Genomic DNA, 18,210 nt, shown 5'->3' with positions numbered 1-18,210 from the left:
TAAGTTTCCAGAAAGCGTTTTTTTATCCATAAAATATTTTTCGGACGATCGCCTGAATTGTCGTTAATTTGCGACAGAGGAACAAATTGGATTGTCGTTAATTTGAGACAGTATGAAAGGCTTTCTCATTTAGCGCAGGCGGAAGGCTCCGCCTGCGGATCGTGCTTAGGGTTTAATATACAGAAAACCCTGCTGCTGATGCTCCACCAGCGACAGCATTCCCGCCGGCACCGTCTGTACCCCCATCAAGAGCTGATCGGCGGAGATCCCGTTCGCCCGCATGCTATTCTCGCAGCCAAACAGCACGATCCCCTGCATCTGCAGCGTCTCCCAGCGCGGCGACTCCTCGCTGTCCGCCAGCAGCGTACTGATGGCCGAGCCGTTGAATAGAATATGAATTTCCGTCGGCTGACCATCGCGAATCGCCATCAGGTTACGGGCGTTATTGAATGCGTGCAGACAGTTGGCAGCCTCAGAGACGTGAAAAATCACTTTCATGGTTTGCATCAGCGTTAACCTTATCTAAAGCAGCGCCCCCGGCCGATCGCCGGAGGCCGCGTTATTCACTAAAAAATGCGGTGCGCACGGCCTGCCGCCGTACCGCTCCCGTCTGACCATAGCAGCCAATACGGCGTATGTCATTGTCCCCCCATAGGTTAGTCAGCCCGCGCCGAGTAAATTTTTTGCCACGCGCCTTGCAGCTCTGCGAATTCCGTCAACAATAAAACATCATCAGGATCGTCGCCGTCGCGGGCACCCGCTCGACGGCCCTCCCCTCTTTACCCGACCGGAAGGAGCACACCATGGATATGTATCTAACGCTGGATGAAGCCATCGACGCCGCGCGTGAGGCATTTTTAGCCGAACATGACGACGATACCCCGCAGGTCAGTCAGCTTAACCTGCAAAAATATATCCTGCAGGACGGCGATACCCTGTGGATGGCCGAGTTTCATCAGGATACGCAGGAGGAGGGCGACGGCGTCGCGCTGTTCTTTGGCGCCGCGGCGCAGGCGATTTTTGACGACGACTATGACGACGGCGAAATCACCGAGGAGTGGCAGGAGGAGAGCACCCTTTATCAGTGGGACGACGACGACTTTCAGTACCAGCCGCCGCTGGACAGCGAAGAGGGCGAAAGCGCCGCCGCAGAGTGGGATGAGCAGAACTGATCCGCGGCGCTCGTCGACAGCGCGCCGCCCTGGTGCCGCACCCCGCTGCGGGATGCGGCGATGGCGCGTTAAAGACGAGTGCCCAGCTGCTGACGCAGATAGGCGCCGGCGCCAAGCAGACCGGGATTGTCGTGCACGATCAGAAAGACCGGGATCGGCGCGAGATACGCCTTAAAGCGCCCCTTGTCCTCGAACGCCTGACGAAAGCCGGAGTCGCGGAAAAACGCCAGAAAACGCGGCACGATCCCGCCGGCGATATACACCCCGCCAAAGGTGCCCATATTCAGCGCCAGATTGCCACCAAAGCGCCCCATCATCACACAGAACAGCGACAGCGCCCGTCGACAGTCCGGACAGCGATCGGCCAGCGCCCGCTCGCTGACCTCCTGCGGCGTCAGGGACTGCGGCGTCCGCCCCGCAACCCGGGCGACGGCGCGATACAAATTGACGAGACCGGGGCCGGAGAGCACCCGCTCGGCGGAGACCCGCCCCAGGTCGGCGCGCAGCGCCGTCAGCAGCGCGTCCTCTTCATCGCTACCGGTCGCGAAATCCACATGTCCCCCCTCACCCGGCAGGCTGATCCAGCGATCTCCGGCCCGGATCAGGTGCGCGACGCCCAGCCCGGTACCGGCGCCGTAGATGGCGATAGGCCGATCGGGCTGCGCCGTCTGGCCGCCCAGCTGCAGCAGACTCTCCGCGGGGAGCACCGGCACCGCCATGGAGACCGCGGTAAAGTCGTTGATCACCGACAGGTGCGCCAACCCCAGCGAACGCTGCATCGCGCTGATGGAAAACGCCCAGCTGTGATTGGTCATCGCCACGCGATCGCCGGTGATCGGGCAGGCGATCGCGATACAGGCCGACGTCACCGATACCGCCTGCGCCTGCAGGTAAGTCCGGATGACCGACTCCAGGCTATCGAACTGCTGTCCCGGGTAGCTCTGCACCGCCTGGAGACACCCGGTGTCGAGACAGCACAGCGCCAGGCGGGCATTGGTCCCGCCCACATCGCCAACCAACGCAAAACGGCTCATTTTCCGTCACTCCCCTTATCTTTCTGCCCGCCTCTGCGCGGGATCGTCTCTGCCACCCCGCCGCACCGACGGAGCGCCTATGTCTATCATCGCGCAGTATGCCATCATCCGACGGCGGGGGACTCATCCCTGCGCCTCATCCCCCTAGCGGCACAGTCTGACCCGCCGCCTTCGTTGCGAGCACCGGCCCCCAACCTCACACGCGCGCGTCGCTCAGCCTAGCACAGGCGACGCGGTGGACCTATTTAGCGACGTCTCCGGCATACGGATAACTCTCAAAAAGGCATCGACGGCCTCTGCGCCCCACCGACGGGGGAACAAAACCGCTACACTGGGCGATATCCCGCTGCGGCTCGATGTATCTGGAGAGAGAAATGGCAAAACATGGTTATCTATTGCTGGCGGCGCTGTGGCTGCTCAGTGCCCCCCTGCAGGCCGACACGGATCTGCACCTGCTGCCGGGGGTCAAACTGTCCGTCGATAATCCGCTGGAGGAGGCGTTGGAGCCGCTGGACGACTGGTCGGAAAATGCCCTAGAGCCGCTGAATGATTGGTCGGAAAAAGCGCTGGAACCATTGGATGACTGGCCGGAGAACGCGCTGCGCCACCGGAAATGGCGCGGCGATCGGGACGACCAAGGGCGTCGCCCGATCTGGCATCGCCATCACGATGATGACGATGATGATGACGATTAACCGGCCAGCATGGTGATCAGCAGGTACAGGTTAAGTCCGACCACCAGAAAGACGATCACCCTTCCCAGCGCCTGCACCAGCCGGCTATTGACCATATCCCCCATCAGCGCACGGTTACCGGTGAAGGCCAGCAGCGGCAGCAGCGCCAGGGCGATCCCGAAGCTCAGTAAAACCTGACTGAGCACCAGAATACGGGTGGCATCCAGGCCGGCCAGGATCACGATAAACGACGGCAGCATGGTCACCGCGCGGCGCAGCCACAGCGGAATGTGGAAATGGACGAATCCCTGCATGACGACCTGCCCCGCCAGCGTCCCCACCACCGTCGATGAGAGACCCGCCGCGACCAGGCTCAGGCCAAAGATCGTGGCGGCGGCCTCGCCGAGCAGCGGCTTCAGCGTCAGGTACGCCTGATCCAGCTCACTGATCCCGCTGTGCCCGTTAAAGTGGAAGGCCGCCGCCGCTGTCGCCATCATGGCCAAGTTAACGAAGCCGGCGATGGTCATGGCTATCGCCACGTCCAGCTTGGTTGACGCATAGCGCTCCGCCCGGCTACCTTGGCCGCCTTTTTGGGTCAGCGACGAGTGCAGATAGATAACGTGCGGCATAATCGTCGCCCCCAGGACGCCGGCGGCCAGCACCACCGCATTCTGCGTCGGCAGATCCGGCAGCAGCATACCCTTAGCCAGGCCGGCCACGCTTGGCCGCGAAAAGACCAGCTCGACGATATAGGCGGCGGCGACAAACAGCAGCAGCGCCCCGATCACCAGCTCCAGCGGCTTTTGGCCGCGGCGCTGTAGCCCCAGGATCAGAAACGTCGCGATCCCGGTCAGTACCGCCCCCTGCAGCAGGCTGACGCCCAGCAGCAGCTTAAAGCCGATGGCGGCGCCGATAAACTCCGCCAAATCCGTGGCCATCGCGATGATCTCGGCCTGTACCCAATAGGCCCATACCGCCGGGCGCGGGAAACGATCGCGGATATGCTCTGCCAGGTTCTTTCCCGTCGCAATCCCCAGCTTGGCCGACAGCAGCTGAATCAGCATCGCCATCAGGTTAGCCCATACCACGACCCACAGCAGGGTGTAGCCGTATGAGGCGCCGGCCTGGATATTGGTGGCAAAGTTACCCGGATCGATATAGCCAATGGCGGCAATGAAGGCAGGCCCCATCAGTGAGATCTTAATCCGGCGCGCCGGGGAGCGTGTGACGCCGTCTACGGTCCGCGTGTTTAACATAGGATGCCCTTACTGCCGTTGTTTCTATTACCTCTCAGTATAGATAGGTGATAATGATTATCAACTGCGTTTTTACGTTAATACCTATCCCTGCAATCGGTATATTCAATGAGCAGCTGAAAATAATTTCACAGCAAAGGACAATCACCGCGTAATTCTGCTATGCTAATCACACTCGCACAGCCGCCGTCCCGCGTGGTTTATATCGTGCGTGGCCGTTATGCGTTCCCCTTCCTCCCCGCAGCCTCTGCGTAGCTTTGTTACTTTTCTAACTTTTTTTACTTACCAAGTGAAAACAATTTCAATAAATGCAATCAATGTCTCGTTTTTAGTTCCAGCGTTACATAGAATTAGCTGCGAAATTTAGCCTGCCTCATAATTTGGAGCAAAGTATGTCCCCCATTCTGCACTTTTTACTGGCCCTTGTGGTGGTGGCGGTACTCGCCCTGCTGGTCAGCCATGACCGCAAGAGCATCCGCGTGCGCTTTATTATTCAGTTGCTCGTGGTGGAAATTCTGCTGGCTTACTTCTTCCTGAACTCCGACATCGGCCTGGGGTTCGTCAAAGGCTTCTCTGGCTTCTTCGAGACGCTGCTCAAGTTCGCCGCGGAAGGTACCAACTTTGTCTTCGGTAACATGAGTGATAAAGGCCTGGCCTTCTTCTTCCTGAATGTTCTGTGTCCGATCGTCTTCATCTCTGCGCTGATCGGTATCCTGCAGCACATCCGTGTCCTGCCGATCGTTATCCGCGCTATCGGTACCGTTCTGTCCAAGATCAACGGCATGGGCAAGCTGGAATCCTTCAACGCCGTCAGCTCGCTGATCCTCGGCCAGTCTGAAAACTTCATTGCCTATAAAGACGTGCTGGGCAAAATGTCAGAGCGCCGCATGTACACCATGGCGGCAACGGCGATGTCTACCGTATCGATGTCCATCGTCGGCGCCTATATGACCATGCTGGATCCCAAGTATGTGGTGGCAGCGCTGGTATTGAACATGTTCAGCACCTTTATCGTGCTGTCCCTGATCAACCCCTACTCTGTTGAGGGTGAGACGGATCTTCAGCTGAAAAACACCCACGAAGGACAGAGCTTCTTCGAAATGCTGGGGGAATATATCCTGGCCGGCTTTAAGGTGGCGATCATCGTCTCTGCCATGCTGATTGGTTTTATCGCCCTGATCGCGGCCGTCAACGCCCTGTTTGACACGCTGTTTGGCATTAGCTTCCAGGGTATCCTCGGCTACGTGTTCTACCCGTTTGCCTGGATCATGGGGATCCCGAGCGGTGAAGCCCTGCACGCCGGCAGCATCATGGCCACCAAGCTGGTCTCCAACGAGTTCGTTGCCATGATCGATCTGCAGAAAATCGCCGGTGAGCTGTCGCCGCGCGGCCTGGGGATCCTGTCGGTATTCCTGGTCTCCTTCGCCAACTTCTCCTCCATCGGTATCGTTGCCGGCGCCATCAAGGGGCTGAATGAGCACCAGGGTAACGTGGTCTCCCGCTTCGGTCTGAAGCTGGTCTATGGCTCTACGCTGGTCAGCATTCTCTCTGCGTCCATCGCGGGTCTGTTCCTGTAATTTTCCCCACGCTATCGCGATACCAGGCGCCCTACGGGGCGCCTTTTTTGTTGCCCTATCCCCCTGCTCACCCGCCGTTCCCTGAGTCCATAGGGAGGCGAGGCTAGAGGCTAGAGGCTAGAGGCTAGAGGCTAGAGGCTAGAGGCTAGAGGCTAGAGGCTAGAGGCTAGAGGCTAGAGGCTAGAGGCTAGAGGCTAGAGGCTAAGAAGCGGAGGATACCCGGCGCGGCGCGCAAAACCGCAGAGAAAGGGCAATAAAACGACAAAAAAAGGCCGACATCGCTGTCGGCCTGATATTTTGGTGGAGCTAAGCGGGATCGAACCGCTGACCTCTTGCATGCCATGCAAGCGCTCTCCCAGCTGAGCTATAGCCCCACGTATTCGTGGCCCCTGACACAGGCCAACGCCTGCCGGGTAAGTTTGGTGGAGCTAAGCGGGATCGAACCGCTGACCTCTTGCATGCCATGCAAGCGCTCTCCCAGCTGAGCTATAGCCCCACGTAACCGTGGCCCCTGACACAGGCTAACGCCTGCCGGGTAAATTTGGTGGAGCTAAGCGGGATCGAACCGCTGACCTCTTGCATGCCATGCAAGCGCTCTCCCAGCTGAGCTATAGCCCCACGTTAGTGGTCGTTCCCAAACCCGGTGTACCTTACCCACTCTCTCTGGAAAAGAGTGGTGGAGCTAAGCGGGATCGAACCGCTGACCTCTTGCATGCCATGCAAGCGCTCTCCCAGCTGAGCTATAGCCCCGTACACACCGCTTCATCGCGGGAACGGGGCGCATGATAGGGCAAGGCTACCGGCACTGTCAACGGCTAATTACCTTTCCTGCGTTAAGCGCGGCAAAAGCCGCCAAGTCAGTCTATTTACTCAACAATTCTGCCCAGCGATCCACAATTTTACCTTTTTCCGTCTGGCGTCATCCCCTAACATTGAGTAAACATGTAACTCGTACAGTTAAATGATACGACTTACTTCTCTCTATTCAGGAATGCAGCATGAACAAGGAGTGGTACTCGGCTAAAGAGCTGGTCGGCATCGGAGGATTTCCATCGACCCCGCAGGCCATCAACCAGCGAGCGAAGTCCGAAGGCTGGCGCCGACAGCGCCGCAGCGGCGTCCAGGGCAAAGCGGTGGAATATCACATCAGCAGTTTTCCACAGGAGGTGGTCGACGAGCTGCTGGCCCGTGACGAACAGGCGCAGTATCTGATCAGCAGCAGCCAACCGGAAAAGGTGTGGTATTCCATACTGCTACAGATGAGCGAAGAGGAGCGCCAAAAGGTCACCTCGCTGATTCTGCGTATCGGCATCAACGAGTTTCTGCGCCGCCTGGGCGACTGAGGTCGTGCGGGCGAGCGGCAATAAAAAAACCGGCCCGAGGCCGGTTTTCGCTCTCTCGCGAGAGAGACGCTTACTGCTGCGCCGCACGCTCGTCGATAAACGCCAACGCGCGATCGATACGCGCCAGCGCACGCTGCTGACCGATGGCGTGAATGGTCACGTCAACGCTCGGCGACTGTCCCTGACCGGTCACCGCGACGCGCAGCGGCATCCCGACCTTACCCATCCCAACCTCCAGCTCATCGGCCGTTGACTGAATCGCGTGGTGAATAGACTCCACCTGCCAGTCAGCGATAGCGGCCAGCTTGACACGCGCCAGCGCCAGCGGCTGACGCGCGACCGGACGCAGGTGCTTCTTCGCGGCGTCGGCGTCAAACTCGCTAAACTCCTCGTAGAAGTAGCGGGCCTGCTGCGCCATCTCTTTCAGCGTCTTGCAGCGCTCGCCCAGCAGGGTCACGATCTCGGTCAGCTGCGGCCCCTTGGCGAGGTCATAGCCAGCCTGCGCCACGTGCCAGGCCAGGTGCTCGGCGACCTGCTCCGGCGGCAGATGGTTAATATAGTGGTGGTTCAGCCACTGCAGCTTTTCGGTATTAAAGGCGCTGGCTGACTTGCTGATGGCGTCCAGGGTAAAGAACTCCGTCATCTCCGCCACGCTGAAGATCTCCTGATCGCCGTGGGCCCAGCCCAGACGCACCAGGTAGTTCAGCAGCGCCTCCGGCAGATAGCCATCGTCACGGTACTGCATGACGCCGACGGCGCCGTGGCGTTTGGACAGCTTTTTACCGTCGTCGCCCAGGATCATCGAAACGTGGGCATACTCCGGCACCGGCGCGCCGAGCGCCTTAAGGATGTTGATCTGGCGCGGCGTATTGTTGATGTGATCTTCACCGCGGATAACGTGGGTGATCCCCATATCCCAGTCATCGATCACTACGCAGAAGTTATAGGTCGGTGAACCATCGGTGCGGCGGATGATCAGATCGTCCAGCTCCTGGTTACTGAATTCGATCGGGCCACGGATCTTGTCATCAAAAATGACGGAGCCTTCCTGCGGGTTGAGGAAGCGCACCACGTGCGGCTCATCGTCGGCATGGTGGCTATGGTCATGGCGGCAGCGACCGTCATAGCGCGGCTTCTCTCCACGGGCCATCTGATCTTCGCGCAGCTGCTCCAGGTGCTCTTTGGAGCAATAGCATTTATAGGCGGTTCCCTGCTCCAGCATCTGATCGATCACCTGGTTATAGCGATCGAAACGCTTGGTCTGGTAGTACGGACCCTCATCCCAATCCAGATTCAGCCAGTTCATGCCATCCATGATGGCATCGATAGCCTCCTGCGTGGAGCGCTCCAGGTCGGTATCTTCAATACGCAGGACAAACTCGCCCTGGTTATGGCGGGCATACAGCCAGGAGTAAAGCGCAGTACGGGCGCCGCCGACGTGCAGATAGCCGGTCGGGCTGGGCGCAAAACGGGTTTTAATTTTCATGTGAACGTGGCCTTGTTACGCAGGTTACCCACCCTTTCCCAGTATAGGTAAGCGGGCTGCAAAATATCTGTGGGCGGCATTTTACCATTACCCCTCAATTCCTCAACGTCGTTAGGCAATTCCGCACGCGGCGCCCGCGCTCAGCGTCAGCCTGCGCCGCCGACCTACGTCCTCACCCGCCGGCCGCGCCGGGATCGGCGGAGAAAAGACGCTAAATCCACCCCTTTTGGCTAAGTCTGCGACACGTTGGGCGTTTTTCCGGCGAACGACAGTTTTTCTTGAAAAAAGCGTTGACCATTTTCCGCGGCTCCCTATAATGCGGCCTCACACAGCGGGGGTGATTAGCTCAGCTGGGAGAGCATCTCCCTTACAAGGAGAGGGTCGGCGGTTCGATCCCGTCATCACCCACCACTCTTTTAGAGTGTCCCGCCGTGTAGCGCCATACAGATTGGGTGATTAGCTCAGCTGGGAGAGCACCTCCCTTACAAGGAGGGGGTCGGCGGTTCGATCCCGTCATCACCCACCAATCTTTATTGCGCGAATCAGGTTTCCAGAGGGGTGATTAGCTCAGCTGGGAGAGCATCTCCCTTACAAGGAGAGGGTCGGCGGTTCGATCCCGTCATCACCCACCAATCTGAAACCTGAACAATCCGGCATCTCAAGAAGTGGGTGATTAGCTCAGCTGGGAGAGCACCTCCCTTACAAGGAGGGGGTCGGCGGTTCGATCCCGTCATCACCCACCACTTCTTGAACGCAGGACGCCAGCAGTACCGTTGTGGGTGATTAGCTCAGCTGGGAGAGCACCTCCCTTACAAGGAGGGGGTCGGCGGTTCGATCCCGTCATCACCCACCACTCGGGTCGTTAGCTCAGTTGGTAGAGCAGTTGACTTTTAATCAATTGGTCGCAGGTTCGAATCCTGCACGACCCACCATTCATTCAATGAAATGATGGTTTTTAAGCGTAAAGACTCACCTCGCTGAGGTATGTTCCACCGCGCACTTGCCATCTTATGAATGAGACTGCGGCAGCACAATTCCAGCTGAATAGAGTACTGACCTACCGGTTACAGATTGGGTGATTAGCTCAGCCGGGAGAGCACCTCCCTTACAAGGAGGGGGTCGGCGGTTCGATCCCGTCATCACCCACCAATCTGACCGTTCTTTCCTTTCCTTTCCGTTCATTCCTGATTTCCACCCCACCTTAGTACATCAGTCTTTCCCGATCTTTATCCACGACAAACGCCACGCTATGCCCTCGGTACGCCACCCCGCGCGACAGGCTATCCATGCGTCACGACGGCGCCACAGCGCCGTACCCGTATCGCTACCAGATCAGCACGATCACCATCAGCAGTATCACAATCCCGATCAGCAGCAGCGTGGCCGGCGAGCGGGCCTGCGCGCGAACGCTGCCCGGGATCCACTGCGCCGGGATAAAGCCAAAGACCGGCTGAGGGTTGAGCACCGACGTCACCGGCGGCGGGTCGTCTTCGGCCCCCTCGGGCGGTACGACCAGCTGGCTGGTAACGATCACCTGGTTTTCCAGCGGTGAGCGCAGCGGATCGGCCTGCAGCGTCGATTTACCCAGGGACGAAAACAGCTTATCGGCCCCTTCTTTGACCTCCAGCGCCCGTTCGACGTTAGCCATCTCCGATAGCATGCGGCCGTGCTCCCCCAGGGTGACCCGCGATACCGGCTGTCCCGTCGACGCCGTCGCCATCGCCGCCGCGCCCCGCTGGGCGCTGGTCAGCGGAGACTCCCGTCCCGCGGCGGTGGCCGAGCTCGGCTCACTCTGGCTAAACGCCTGCAGCAGCCGTTCGATGCGTGCATCCAACAGCTCTGCGCTCAGCTGTCCTCCGCCGTGCGCCTGCGGCGACATACCGCCCGCCATATCTATCGGCCCCAACGCCATACCTTCCTCTCCACTGATTGCTGCCCGTCGGGATATATAACGGCGCAAACGCACGCCAACTTTAACCTATCCCTTCATCACCGCCCGCTGTCTGCTCACGAAAGCGGCAGCCAAGGGGCGACGGGGGGCCGCTATGCCCCCAGCATACGCAGCATCTGCGCCTCATCGATTACCTCGATGCCCAACGCATTGGCCTTCGCCAGCTTGGAACCCGCCGCCTCGCCGGCGATCACCAGATCGGTCTTCTTCGATACGCTGCCGCTGACCTTCGCGCCCAGCGCCGTCAGTCGGTCCTTCGCCTCATCGCGCGACAGTACGCTCAGTGAGCCGGTCAATACCACGGTCTTACCGGCAAACGGGCTGTCGATCGCCGGCGCCGACTGCGCCGGTGCGCCCTCAGGCCAGCGAATGCCGACCTCGTCGGAGATCAGCTCATCGATCACCTGGCGATTATGCGCCTCACTCAAAAAGTGGACGATGTGGCTAGCGACCACTTCGCCCACCTCGGGAACGCGCTTGAGGCTCTCCAGATCCGCCGCCCGCAGCGCCTGTAGAGAGCCAAAGTGGCTGGCCAGATTGGCCGCCGTCGCCTCCCCCACCTCGCGGATGCCCAGCGCAAAGAGAAAACGGGCCAGCGTGGTTTCCCGTGAGCGCTCGAGGGCGGCGATAAGCTTGGTAGCCGACTTGGGCCCCATCCGCTCCAGGCCGGTCAGCTTACCGGCGCTCAGACGATACAGATCGGCGGGCGTAGCGACATACTCTTTATCCACCAGCTGCTCGATGACCTTATCGCCCATCCCCTCGACATCCATCGCGCGGCGCGACACAAAATGCTTCAGCGACTCCTTGCGCTGCGCGGCGCAGATCAGGCCGCCGCTGCAGCGTGCCACCGCCTCGCCCTCCGTCCGCTCCACCTCAGAGCCGCATACCGGACAGTGGGTCGGAAAGCCGATCTCAAGGGCATCGCGCGGACGCATGGCCTCCACCACCCCCACCACCTGCGGGATCACGTCGCCGGCGCGGCGTACGATCACCGTATCGCCGATCCGCAGATCCAGGCGCTCGATCTCATCCGCGTTGTGCAGCGTCGCGTTGCTGACGGTCACCCCGGCCACCTGCACCGGCTCCAGACGCGCGACCGGCGTGATGGCACCGGTGCGGCCGACCTGAAACTCAACCCCGTTTAACCGCGTCATCTGCTCCTGTGCCGGAAACTTAAACGCCGTCGCCCAGCGCGGCGCGCGGGCGACAAAGCCCAGCCGCTCCTGGATGGCGATATCGTCCACCTTGATCACCACGCCGTCGATATCAAAGCCTAAGCCTGGCCTATCCTGCTCGGTCTGGCGATAGTAGGCCAAGACCTCCGCGCTGCCGCAGCACAGCTTTACCCGCTCGCTGACCGGCAGTCCCCAGGACTTAAAGCGCTGCAGACACTGATAGTGGCTGTCCGGCAGCGTCCCCCCCTCCAGCAGGCCTGAGCCGTAGCAGTAGAAGGTCAGCGGGCGCTGCGCGGTGATGCGCGGATCGAGCTGTCGCAGCGATCCGGCGGCGGCGTTGCGCGGATTGGCAAAAATCTTCGCGCCGCGCCGGCGCGCCTCTTCGTTCATCGCCTCGAAGCCATCCTGCGGCATGAAGACCTCGCCGCGCACCTCGATGCGCGCGGGGATCGCCACCCCCTGCAGACGCAGCGGAATGGCGCGGATGGTTTTCACGTTGGCGGTGATATCTTCACCGGTGCTGCCATCGCCACGGGTCGCCGCCCGGACCAGCATCCCCTGCTCATACAGCAGGCTGACCGCCAGCCCGTCCAGCTTTGGCTCACAGCAAAAGGTCAGCGGCTCGCCGCTTTTCAGCCGCTCATGCAGGCGCTTGTCAAATGCCTGATAGCTTTCCTCATCAAATACGTTATCCAACGAGAGCATCGGCACCTCGTGGTGCACCTGGCCAAAGGCCGCCAGCGGCGCGCCGCCGACGCGCTGGCTCGGCGAGTCCGCCGTCACCAGCGCCGGGTGTTCGGCCTCCAGCTGCTTAAGCTGCGCCATCAGGCGATCGTACTCCGCATCGGTAACCTGCGGCTCGTCCAAAACGTAGTATTGATACTCATGATGGCGCAGCGCGTCACGCAGCTGTTCGAGTTGTTGTTCAATCGTGGGAGTCATAAGCCACCATTTAATGATAAAAAACCCCCGGAGTACGGGGGTTTTGGTAAGGCGCTGGCGCGATCACGTCACGCGGTGCGGCCCAGGTTCTCCAGCACCGTACGAATACGCGCCTTATAGGTTTCTAGCTTTTGCGGGGTCATCATCCGCCGCTCATCGTCCAGCACCACGCCGCCGACGTCGTCGGCAATGCGCTGTGCAGACTGCAGCATCAGCTTAAAGTTCTGGCTGGCATCGCCATACGAGGGCACCATCATGAAGATCGACACGCCCGGCGTAGAGAAATCCGCCATATTCTCGACGTCAAAGGTTCCCGGCTTCACCATGTTAGCCATGCTGAACAGCACCGGCCCACTGCCCGCTGGGTTAAGGTGACGATGGAAGATTTTCATCGCACCGTATTGGAAACCAGCCTGCAGCACGCTTTGCAGCAAAACCTCGCCGCCAATGCTGCTGCCCTGATGCGCCGCAACGTGCATCACCAGTACCGTCTCCCGAACCTTGCCATCCTCCGCAGCCGCGGGGCGTTCGCCCGCCGCTGTCGCCGCGCAGGGCGCTGCAGGCTCGCCGTCTACCGCGGCAGACGGCGCCGCCAGCGGCGCCTCATCGTCAGGCTCGACGGCCAACAGCGGATCGCCCAGCAGGGGATCGACCGTCTCGTCGCGGCGCGGCGTCGGTGACGCTAGCGGCTGCGTTTCGCTCTCCCGCCGCGCCAGCGGATCGGGAGGTGCGTCGCTCTCTTCGCCCAGCGCGCCCATGGCCGGTTCCACCGGATGGGGAAGCGGAGTTCCGCCGCGCTGCACGCGCACCTCACCGACCCCTTCATCCATTTCAGAGAACGGTTTCTCGTCGCGCCGCGGCTTTTGACGTTTGTTCGGACGATCGCGAAACAGCGCAGAGCGTTCCTTACGGCTGGTCCATAGGCCGTGCAGCAACAACGCTATTATGGCAACCGCGCCAACAACAATTAATATCAGACGCAAATCCTGCATCATCGCAATCTCTGTTGTTTTATTACATTGCCATTTTGGCAAACCCTCAATCTATAAATGTATTGGGGTGTTGGGACAAGTGCAAGTCTGGACTAAACTTTCTGTTAATAAAGATGATTTTTCCTTCTATTTTGCTCTTTTTTCAGTCAAGTCCTAACTGGTAACCCACGGCATCCGCCGATATCATAAGTCATCGGGCTACGCCATTGGCCGCCGTCACACCGCGGCGCGCGGCGCGGCCCGAGCAACCACGGTAACGGCATAAGACGGAGTTAAATGAACACGATATCCCCGGCCGGCGGCGCACCGTCGCCGACCCACGCCAACGGCGTATACTACTTTGCCCAGGGCTGGCGCCTGATCCGCCTGCCCGGTATCAAGCGCTACGTGCTGATGCCGCTGCTGGTCAACATCATCCTGATGGGACTGGCGTTTTGGTGGCTCTTTGATCGTCTCGGACGCTGGATTCCGGCGCTGATGAGCTATGTCCCCGACTGGCTGCAGTGGCTGAGCTACCTGCTGTGGCCCCTGGTCGTCATCTCGGTTTTGCTGGTGTTCAGCTATTTCTTCAGCACCCTGGCCAACTGGGTCGCCGCCCCCTTTAACGGCCTGCTGGCGGAGCAGCTTGAAGGGCAGCTGACCGGCAAGCCGCTGCCGGACAGCGGGCTGTGGAGCGTAATGAAAGATCTGCCGCGCATCCTGAAGCGTGAATGGATTAAGCTGGCCTATTACCTGCCCCGCGCCTTGGTGCTGCTGCTGCTGTACCTGATCCCCGGCGTCGGCCAGACCCTGGCCCCCGTGCTGTGGTTTCTGTTCAGCGCCTGGATGATGGCGGTGCAATACTGCGATTATCCCTTCGACAACCATAAGGTCAGCTTCCCGCGCATGCGCGATGCCCTGCGCGCTGACAAGGTCGACAACCTGCAGTTTGGGGCGCTGGTCAGCCTGTTTACCATGATCCCCTTCGTCAATCTGGTGATCATGCCGGTCGCCATCTGCGGCGCCACGGCCATGTGGGTCGATCGCTATCGCGCCGAGCTGGCCCTCCATCGCTAATCCTGCCGCGGCGCACGCCCCTGCGGGTGCGCCGCCCGCATCGTTATCGTGATCCCTCATAACGATATAATCTTTATTTACTTCCTATTAACGGGTTATTGCGTATGCTGCTAGCAGTATGACGGATAAAGACGACTGCAGAGGAGCGGCCATGAGCAAAATCTATCAAGATAACTCCCATACCATCGGACATACCCCGCTGGTACGTCTCAATCATATCGGCAACGGGCGTATCCTGGCCAAAGTGGAGTCGCGCAATCCCAGCTTCAGCGTTAAAGATCGCATCGGCGCCAACATGATCTGGGACGCCGAAAAGCGCGGTATTCTGAAGCCCGGCGTCGAGCTGGTTGAGCCGACCAGCGGCAACACCGGCATCGCTCTCGCCTTTGTCGCCGCGGCCCGCGGCTACAAGCTGACCCTGACCATGCCCGAAACCATGAGCCTGGAGCGACGTAAGCTGCTTAAGGGGCTGGGAGCCGAGCTGATTCTGACCGACGGCGCCCTGGGAATGAAAGGGGCTATCAGCAAAGCCGAATCGATTGTCGCCAGCGATCCGGCGCGCTATGTCATGCTGCAGCAGTTCAGCAACCCGGCCAACCCCGAGATCCACCGCCAGACCACCGGGCCGGAAATCTGGCAGGATACCGATGGTCAGGTGGATGTCTTCATCGCCGGCGTCGGCACCGGTGGCACCCTGACCGGCACCGCCCGCTATCTGAAGCAGGATCGCGCTAAAAATGTCAGCATTGTGGCCGTCGAGCCGGACGACTCTCCGGTGATCAGCCAGGCGATCGCCGGGGAACCCATTGTCCCCGGACCGCACAAAATCCAAGGCATCGGCGCCGGTTTTATTCCCGATAACCTCGATTTAGCGCTGGTCGATCGCGTAGAGCGCATCGGCAACGATGAGGCCATCGCCATGGCGCGCCGCCTGATGCGTGAAGAGGGTATCCTCGCCGGAATCTCCTCCGGCGCCGCCGTCGCCGCAGCCGAACGGCTGGCCAATATGCCAGCGTTCCAGGAGAAAACCATCGTGGTGATCCTGCCCTCCTCGGGCGAACGTTATCTGAGCACCGCCCTGTTTGCCGGCCTGTTTCCCGAGCCGGAATGAGCGGCGAATGCGATGGCATGAATTGTTCAAAGGAGCACCCGTTTGGGTGCTTTTTTTGTGGAGCAGTTCAAATTTTACCACCCCCTCTCCTTGCTTTTATCGCCGGGGTCTAGTATTTAACCAGACCATTATTTTGAAGCGCAAAATTATTCGCGCTTTGTATGAAAAAGCCGCTGAATCGATTTAACGATACAGACGGCGGCCTTAACCGGGGTAAGCTGAGCACCGTCAGCCGGTCGGGAGAGGGAGAGCCCCTTTATCCCGTCCGCGGGGAGACCCACGGCGCCAGCGTACCGGATACGCACCTAAAGGCAGGCTAAAGCCAAGCGATTGCGCTAGACTTTAGCTCCACAACATTCAACATAAAATAGTTGGGGAAACCTATGTTCCAGCAAGAAGTAACTATCACCGCTCCGAATGGTCTGCATACCCGCCCTGCCGCTCAGTTTGTGAAGGAAGCCAAAGCATTCGCTTCTGACATCACCGTCACCTCCAACGGTAAAAGCGCCAGCGCCAAAAGCCTGTTCAAACTGCAGACGCTGGGTCTGACCCAGGGTACCGTCGTCACCATCTCTGCAGAGGGTGAAGATGAGCAGAACGCCGTTGAGCATCTGGTAAAACTGATGGCCGAGCTTGAGTAAGTCTGACGGCTCAGCATTCCAGGTAAAACCAGTCTAACGTCAAAGGTAGGGTTATGATTTCAGGTATCTTAGTATCACCGGGCATCGCTTTTGGTAAGGCGCTTCTTCTGAAAGAAGACGAGATTGTCATCAGCCGTAAGAAAATCACTGCCGACGAAGTCGAGCAGGAGATTGCCCGCTTCAAGGACGGCCGCGACAAAGCCGCCCAACAACTGGAAGCCATTCGTCAGAAAGCCAGCGAAACCCTCGGGGAAGAGAAAGCGGCGATCTTCGAAGGGCACATCATGTTGCTGGAAGATGAAGAGCTTGAGCAGGAAATCATAGCCCTGATTAAAGATAACGCCATGAGCGCCGAAGCGGCGGCCCGTGAAATTATCGAAGGCCAGGCCACCGCCTTGGAAGAGCTGGACGATGAATACCTGAAAGAGCGTGCGGCCGACGTACGCGACATCGGTAAGCGTCTGCTGAAGAACATTCTCGGCATGACCATCATCGATCTGGGCGCGATTCAGGACGAAGTCATTCTGGTCGCGACCGACCTGACGCCGTCTGAAACTGCGCAGCTGAACCTGGACAAGGTGCTGGGCTTCATTACCGATCTGGGTGGCCGTACCTCCCACACCTCCATCATGGCCCGCTCCCTGGAGCTGCCGGCGATCGTCGGCACCAGCGATGTGACTCAGCAGGTGAAAAACGGCGACTATCTGATTCTGGACGCGGTCAACAACAAGGTCTACCTGAACCCGACCGCCGAGACGATCGACGCGCTGAAAGCCGTCCAGACCCAGTACATCAATGAGAAAAACGAACTGGCCAAGCTGAAGGATCTGCCGGCGATCACGCTGGATGGTCATCAGGTTGAAGTCTGCGCCAACATCGGTACCGTGCGCGACGTCGCCGGCGCCGAACGCAACGGCGCAGAGGGCGTTGGGCTGTACCGTACCGAATTCCTGTTCATGGACCGCGACGCGCTGCCGACGGAAGAAGAGCAGTTCCAGGCGTATAAGGCCGTTGCCGAAGCCATGGGCTCGCAGGCGGTGATCGTCCGTACCATGGACATCGGCGGGGACAAAGATCTGCCCTACATGGACCTGCCGAAAGAAGAAAACCCGTTCCTGGGCTGGCGTGCAATTCGTATCTGTCTGGATCGCAAAGAGATCCTGCATGCCCAGCTGCGTGCCATCCTGCGCGCCTCGGCCTTTGGCAAGCTGCGTATCATGTTCCCGATGATCATCTCGGTCGAAGAAGTACGCATGCTGAAGGCGGAGCTGGAGCTGCTGAAAGCGCAGCTGCGCGAAGAGGGTAAAGTCTTCGATGAAACCATCGAAGTCGGCGTGATGGTCGAAACACCGGCCGCCGCCACCGTCGCCCATCATCTGGCGAAGGAAGTTGACTTCTTTAGTATTGGGACAAATGACTTAACCCAGTATACTCTAGCAGTAGATCGTGGCAATGAGCTGATATCTCATCTCTATAACCCGATGGCGCCGTCAGTGTTGACCCTGATTAAACAGGTGATCGATGCATCTCACGCGCACGGCAAGTGGACCGGCATGTGCGGTGAACTGGCTGGCGATGAGCGTGCTACACTGCTTCTGTTGGGCATGGGGCTTGATGAGTTCAGCATGAGTTCAATCTCAATTCCGCGCATCAAAAAAATCATTCGCAATGCGAACTTTGAAGATGTGAAGGCATTGGCAGAAGAGGCGCTGCGTCAGCCGACGGCTGACGATTTGATGAGCGTGATCAATACGTTTATCGAAGAAAAGACCCTTTGCTGATGGCGAAAGCTGGAAC

At 59.4% G+C, this 18,210-nt stretch carries 15 protein-coding genes and 11 tRNA genes; 15 read left to right on the top strand and 11 right to left on the bottom strand.

What is annotated here, in order from left to right; all coding sequences use genetic code 11:
- Nucleotides 1-165: 165 nt before the first annotated feature.
- Nucleotides 166-507 carry a DsrE family protein gene (locus L1P05_RS05640; RefSeq protein WP_012848009.1) on the bottom strand — a complete coding sequence of 114 codons (342 nt, stop codon included), beginning with the start codon at nucleotides 505-507 and terminating at the stop codon, nucleotides 166-168.
- Between the two features lie 296 nt (nucleotides 508-803).
- On the opposite strand from L1P05_RS05640, the gene L1P05_RS05635 reads away from it, so the two are divergent.
- Nucleotides 804-1,172, top strand: coding sequence for a MysB family protein (locus L1P05_RS05635; protein WP_012848008.1), 369 nt, complete (start codon nucleotides 804-806; stop codon nucleotides 1,170-1,172).
- Nucleotides 1,173-1,240: 68 nt separating this feature from the next.
- Here L1P05_RS05635 and glk read toward each other — a convergent pair whose 3' ends face one another.
- Nucleotides 1,241-2,206, bottom strand: coding sequence for a glucokinase (gene glk / locus L1P05_RS05630; protein WP_012848007.1), 966 nt, complete (start codon nucleotides 2,204-2,206; stop codon nucleotides 1,241-1,243).
- Nucleotides 2,207-2,580: 374 nt separating this feature from the next.
- Between glk and L1P05_RS05625 the strand changes: the two genes are divergently transcribed.
- Nucleotides 2,581-2,901, top strand: coding sequence for a hypothetical protein (locus L1P05_RS05625; protein WP_015683290.1), 321 nt, complete (start codon nucleotides 2,581-2,583; stop codon nucleotides 2,899-2,901).
- Here the strand turns inward: L1P05_RS05625 and L1P05_RS05620 are convergent.
- Nucleotides 2,898-4,136, bottom strand: coding sequence for an Nramp family divalent metal transporter (locus L1P05_RS05620; RefSeq protein WP_015461196.1), 1,239 nt, complete (start codon nucleotides 4,134-4,136; stop codon nucleotides 2,898-2,900). The two genes, L1P05_RS05625 and L1P05_RS05620, sit on opposite strands and share 4 nt — an antisense overlap.
- A 392-nt stretch (nucleotides 4,137-4,528) precedes the next feature.
- Here L1P05_RS05620 and L1P05_RS05615 point away from each other — a divergent pair, with 392 nt between their 5' ends.
- Nucleotides 4,529-5,713 (top strand): NupC/NupG family nucleoside CNT transporter, encoded by a 1,185-nt coding sequence (locus tag L1P05_RS05615; RefSeq protein ID WP_012848004.1) that lies wholly within the window; start codon nucleotides 4,529-4,531, stop codon nucleotides 5,711-5,713.
- A gap of 298 nt (nucleotides 5,714-6,011) precedes the next feature.
- On the opposite strand, the gene L1P05_RS05610 is transcribed toward L1P05_RS05615, so the two are convergent.
- The 4 genes from L1P05_RS05610 to L1P05_RS05595 all read right to left on the bottom strand — a co-directional run bounded on the left by L1P05_RS05610 (nucleotide 6,012) and on the right by L1P05_RS05595 (nucleotide 6,463).
- Nucleotides 6,012-6,087 (bottom strand) — tRNA-Ala (locus tag L1P05_RS05610).
- Nucleotides 6,088-6,133: 46 nt separating this feature from the next.
- Nucleotides 6,134-6,209: transfer RNA gene (locus tag L1P05_RS05605), tRNA-Ala, on the bottom strand.
- Between the two features lie 46 nt (nucleotides 6,210-6,255).
- Nucleotides 6,256-6,331 (bottom strand) — tRNA-Ala (locus L1P05_RS05600).
- A gap of 56 nt (nucleotides 6,332-6,387) precedes the next feature.
- Nucleotides 6,388-6,463 (bottom strand) — tRNA-Ala (locus L1P05_RS05595).
- Nucleotides 6,464-6,711: 248 nt separating this feature from the next.
- Between L1P05_RS05595 and L1P05_RS05590 the strand changes: the two genes are divergently transcribed.
- A complete protein-coding gene (locus tag L1P05_RS05590; RefSeq protein ID WP_012848003.1) occupies nucleotides 6,712-7,056 on the top strand; it encodes a DNA-binding protein in 345 nt (114 codons plus the stop codon).
- A 70-nt stretch (nucleotides 7,057-7,126) separates the two neighbouring features.
- On the opposite strand, the gene gltX is transcribed toward L1P05_RS05590, so the two are convergent.
- Nucleotides 7,127-8,542: a glutamate--tRNA ligase gene (gene gltX / locus L1P05_RS05585; protein WP_012848002.1), complete on the bottom strand. Its 1,416-nt coding sequence runs from the start codon at nucleotides 8,540-8,542 to the stop codon at nucleotides 7,127-7,129.
- A gap of 335 nt (nucleotides 8,543-8,877) precedes the next feature.
- On the opposite strand from gltX, the gene L1P05_RS05580 reads away from it, so the two are divergent.
- From L1P05_RS05580 to L1P05_RS05550, 7 genes are all read left to right on the top strand, one after another.
- Nucleotides 8,878-8,953 (top strand) — tRNA-Val (locus tag L1P05_RS05580).
- A gap of 39 nt (nucleotides 8,954-8,992) precedes the next feature.
- Nucleotides 8,993-9,068, top strand: a tRNA-Val gene (locus L1P05_RS05575).
- Nucleotides 9,069-9,098: 30 nt separating this feature from the next.
- Nucleotides 9,099-9,174, top strand: a tRNA-Val gene (locus tag L1P05_RS05570).
- Between the two features lie 35 nt (nucleotides 9,175-9,209).
- Nucleotides 9,210-9,285: transfer RNA gene (locus tag L1P05_RS05565), tRNA-Val, on the top strand.
- 34 nt (nucleotides 9,286-9,319) lie between these two features.
- Nucleotides 9,320-9,395 (top strand) — tRNA-Val (locus L1P05_RS05560).
- Between the two features lie 3 nt (nucleotides 9,396-9,398).
- A tRNA-Lys gene (locus L1P05_RS05555) sits at nucleotides 9,399-9,474 on the top strand.
- Nucleotides 9,475-9,615: 141 nt separating this feature from the next.
- A tRNA-Val gene (locus L1P05_RS05550) sits at nucleotides 9,616-9,691 on the top strand.
- A gap of 175 nt (nucleotides 9,692-9,866) precedes the next feature.
- Here the strand turns inward: L1P05_RS05550 and L1P05_RS05545 are convergent.
- The 3 genes from L1P05_RS05545 to zipA form a co-directional block, all read right to left on the bottom strand.
- Nucleotides 9,867-10,454: a 3-phytase gene (locus L1P05_RS05545; RefSeq protein WP_236888277.1), complete on the bottom strand. Its 588-nt coding sequence runs from the start codon at nucleotides 10,452-10,454 to the stop codon at nucleotides 9,867-9,869.
- A gap of 131 nt (nucleotides 10,455-10,585) precedes the next feature.
- Nucleotides 10,586-12,613 carry an NAD-dependent DNA ligase LigA gene (gene ligA, locus L1P05_RS05540; protein ID WP_012848000.1) on the bottom strand — a complete coding sequence of 676 codons (2,028 nt, stop codon included), beginning with the start codon at nucleotides 12,611-12,613 and terminating at the stop codon, nucleotides 10,586-10,588.
- A gap of 68 nt (nucleotides 12,614-12,681) precedes the next feature.
- Nucleotides 12,682-13,608, bottom strand: a complete 927-nt coding sequence (gene zipA, locus L1P05_RS05535; protein WP_034168001.1) for a cell division protein ZipA — start codon at nucleotides 13,606-13,608, stop codon at nucleotides 12,682-12,684.
- Nucleotides 13,609-13,881: 273 nt separating this feature from the next.
- Here zipA and cysZ point away from each other — a divergent pair, with 273 nt between their 5' ends.
- The 4 genes from cysZ to ptsI all read left to right on the top strand — a co-directional run bounded on the left by cysZ (nucleotide 13,882) and on the right by ptsI (nucleotide 18,194).
- Nucleotides 13,882-14,661 carry a sulfate transporter CysZ gene (cysZ, locus tag L1P05_RS05530; RefSeq protein WP_012847998.1) on the top strand — a complete coding sequence of 260 codons (780 nt, stop codon included), beginning with the start codon at nucleotides 13,882-13,884 and terminating at the stop codon, nucleotides 14,659-14,661.
- Nucleotides 14,662-14,812: 151 nt separating this feature from the next.
- A complete protein-coding gene (gene cysK / locus L1P05_RS05525) occupies nucleotides 14,813-15,772 on the top strand; it encodes a cysteine synthase A (RefSeq protein WP_012847997.1) in 960 nt (319 codons plus the stop codon).
- A 383-nt stretch (nucleotides 15,773-16,155) separates the two neighbouring features.
- The gene (ptsH, locus tag L1P05_RS05520; protein ID WP_005283926.1) at nucleotides 16,156-16,413 is read left to right on the top strand and encodes a phosphocarrier protein Hpr; all 258 of its coding nucleotides are present in this window, start codon (nucleotides 16,156-16,158) and stop codon (nucleotides 16,411-16,413) included.
- A gap of 53 nt (nucleotides 16,414-16,466) precedes the next feature.
- On the top strand, nucleotides 16,467-18,194 hold the full coding sequence (ptsI, locus tag L1P05_RS05515; RefSeq protein ID WP_012847995.1) for a phosphoenolpyruvate-protein phosphotransferase PtsI: 1,728 nt from the start codon (nucleotides 16,467-16,469) through the stop codon (nucleotides 18,192-18,194).
- The last annotated feature ends 16 nt before the right edge of the window (nucleotides 18,195-18,210 follow it).

Source organism: Edwardsiella piscicida, assembly GCF_021733145.1.
In the GTDB taxonomy this organism is placed as follows: domain Bacteria; phylum Pseudomonadota; class Gammaproteobacteria; order Enterobacterales; family Enterobacteriaceae; genus Edwardsiella; species Edwardsiella piscicida.
Note: the sequence above shows the minus strand (reverse complement) of the source record. Positions and strands in the feature narration are given on the sequence as shown.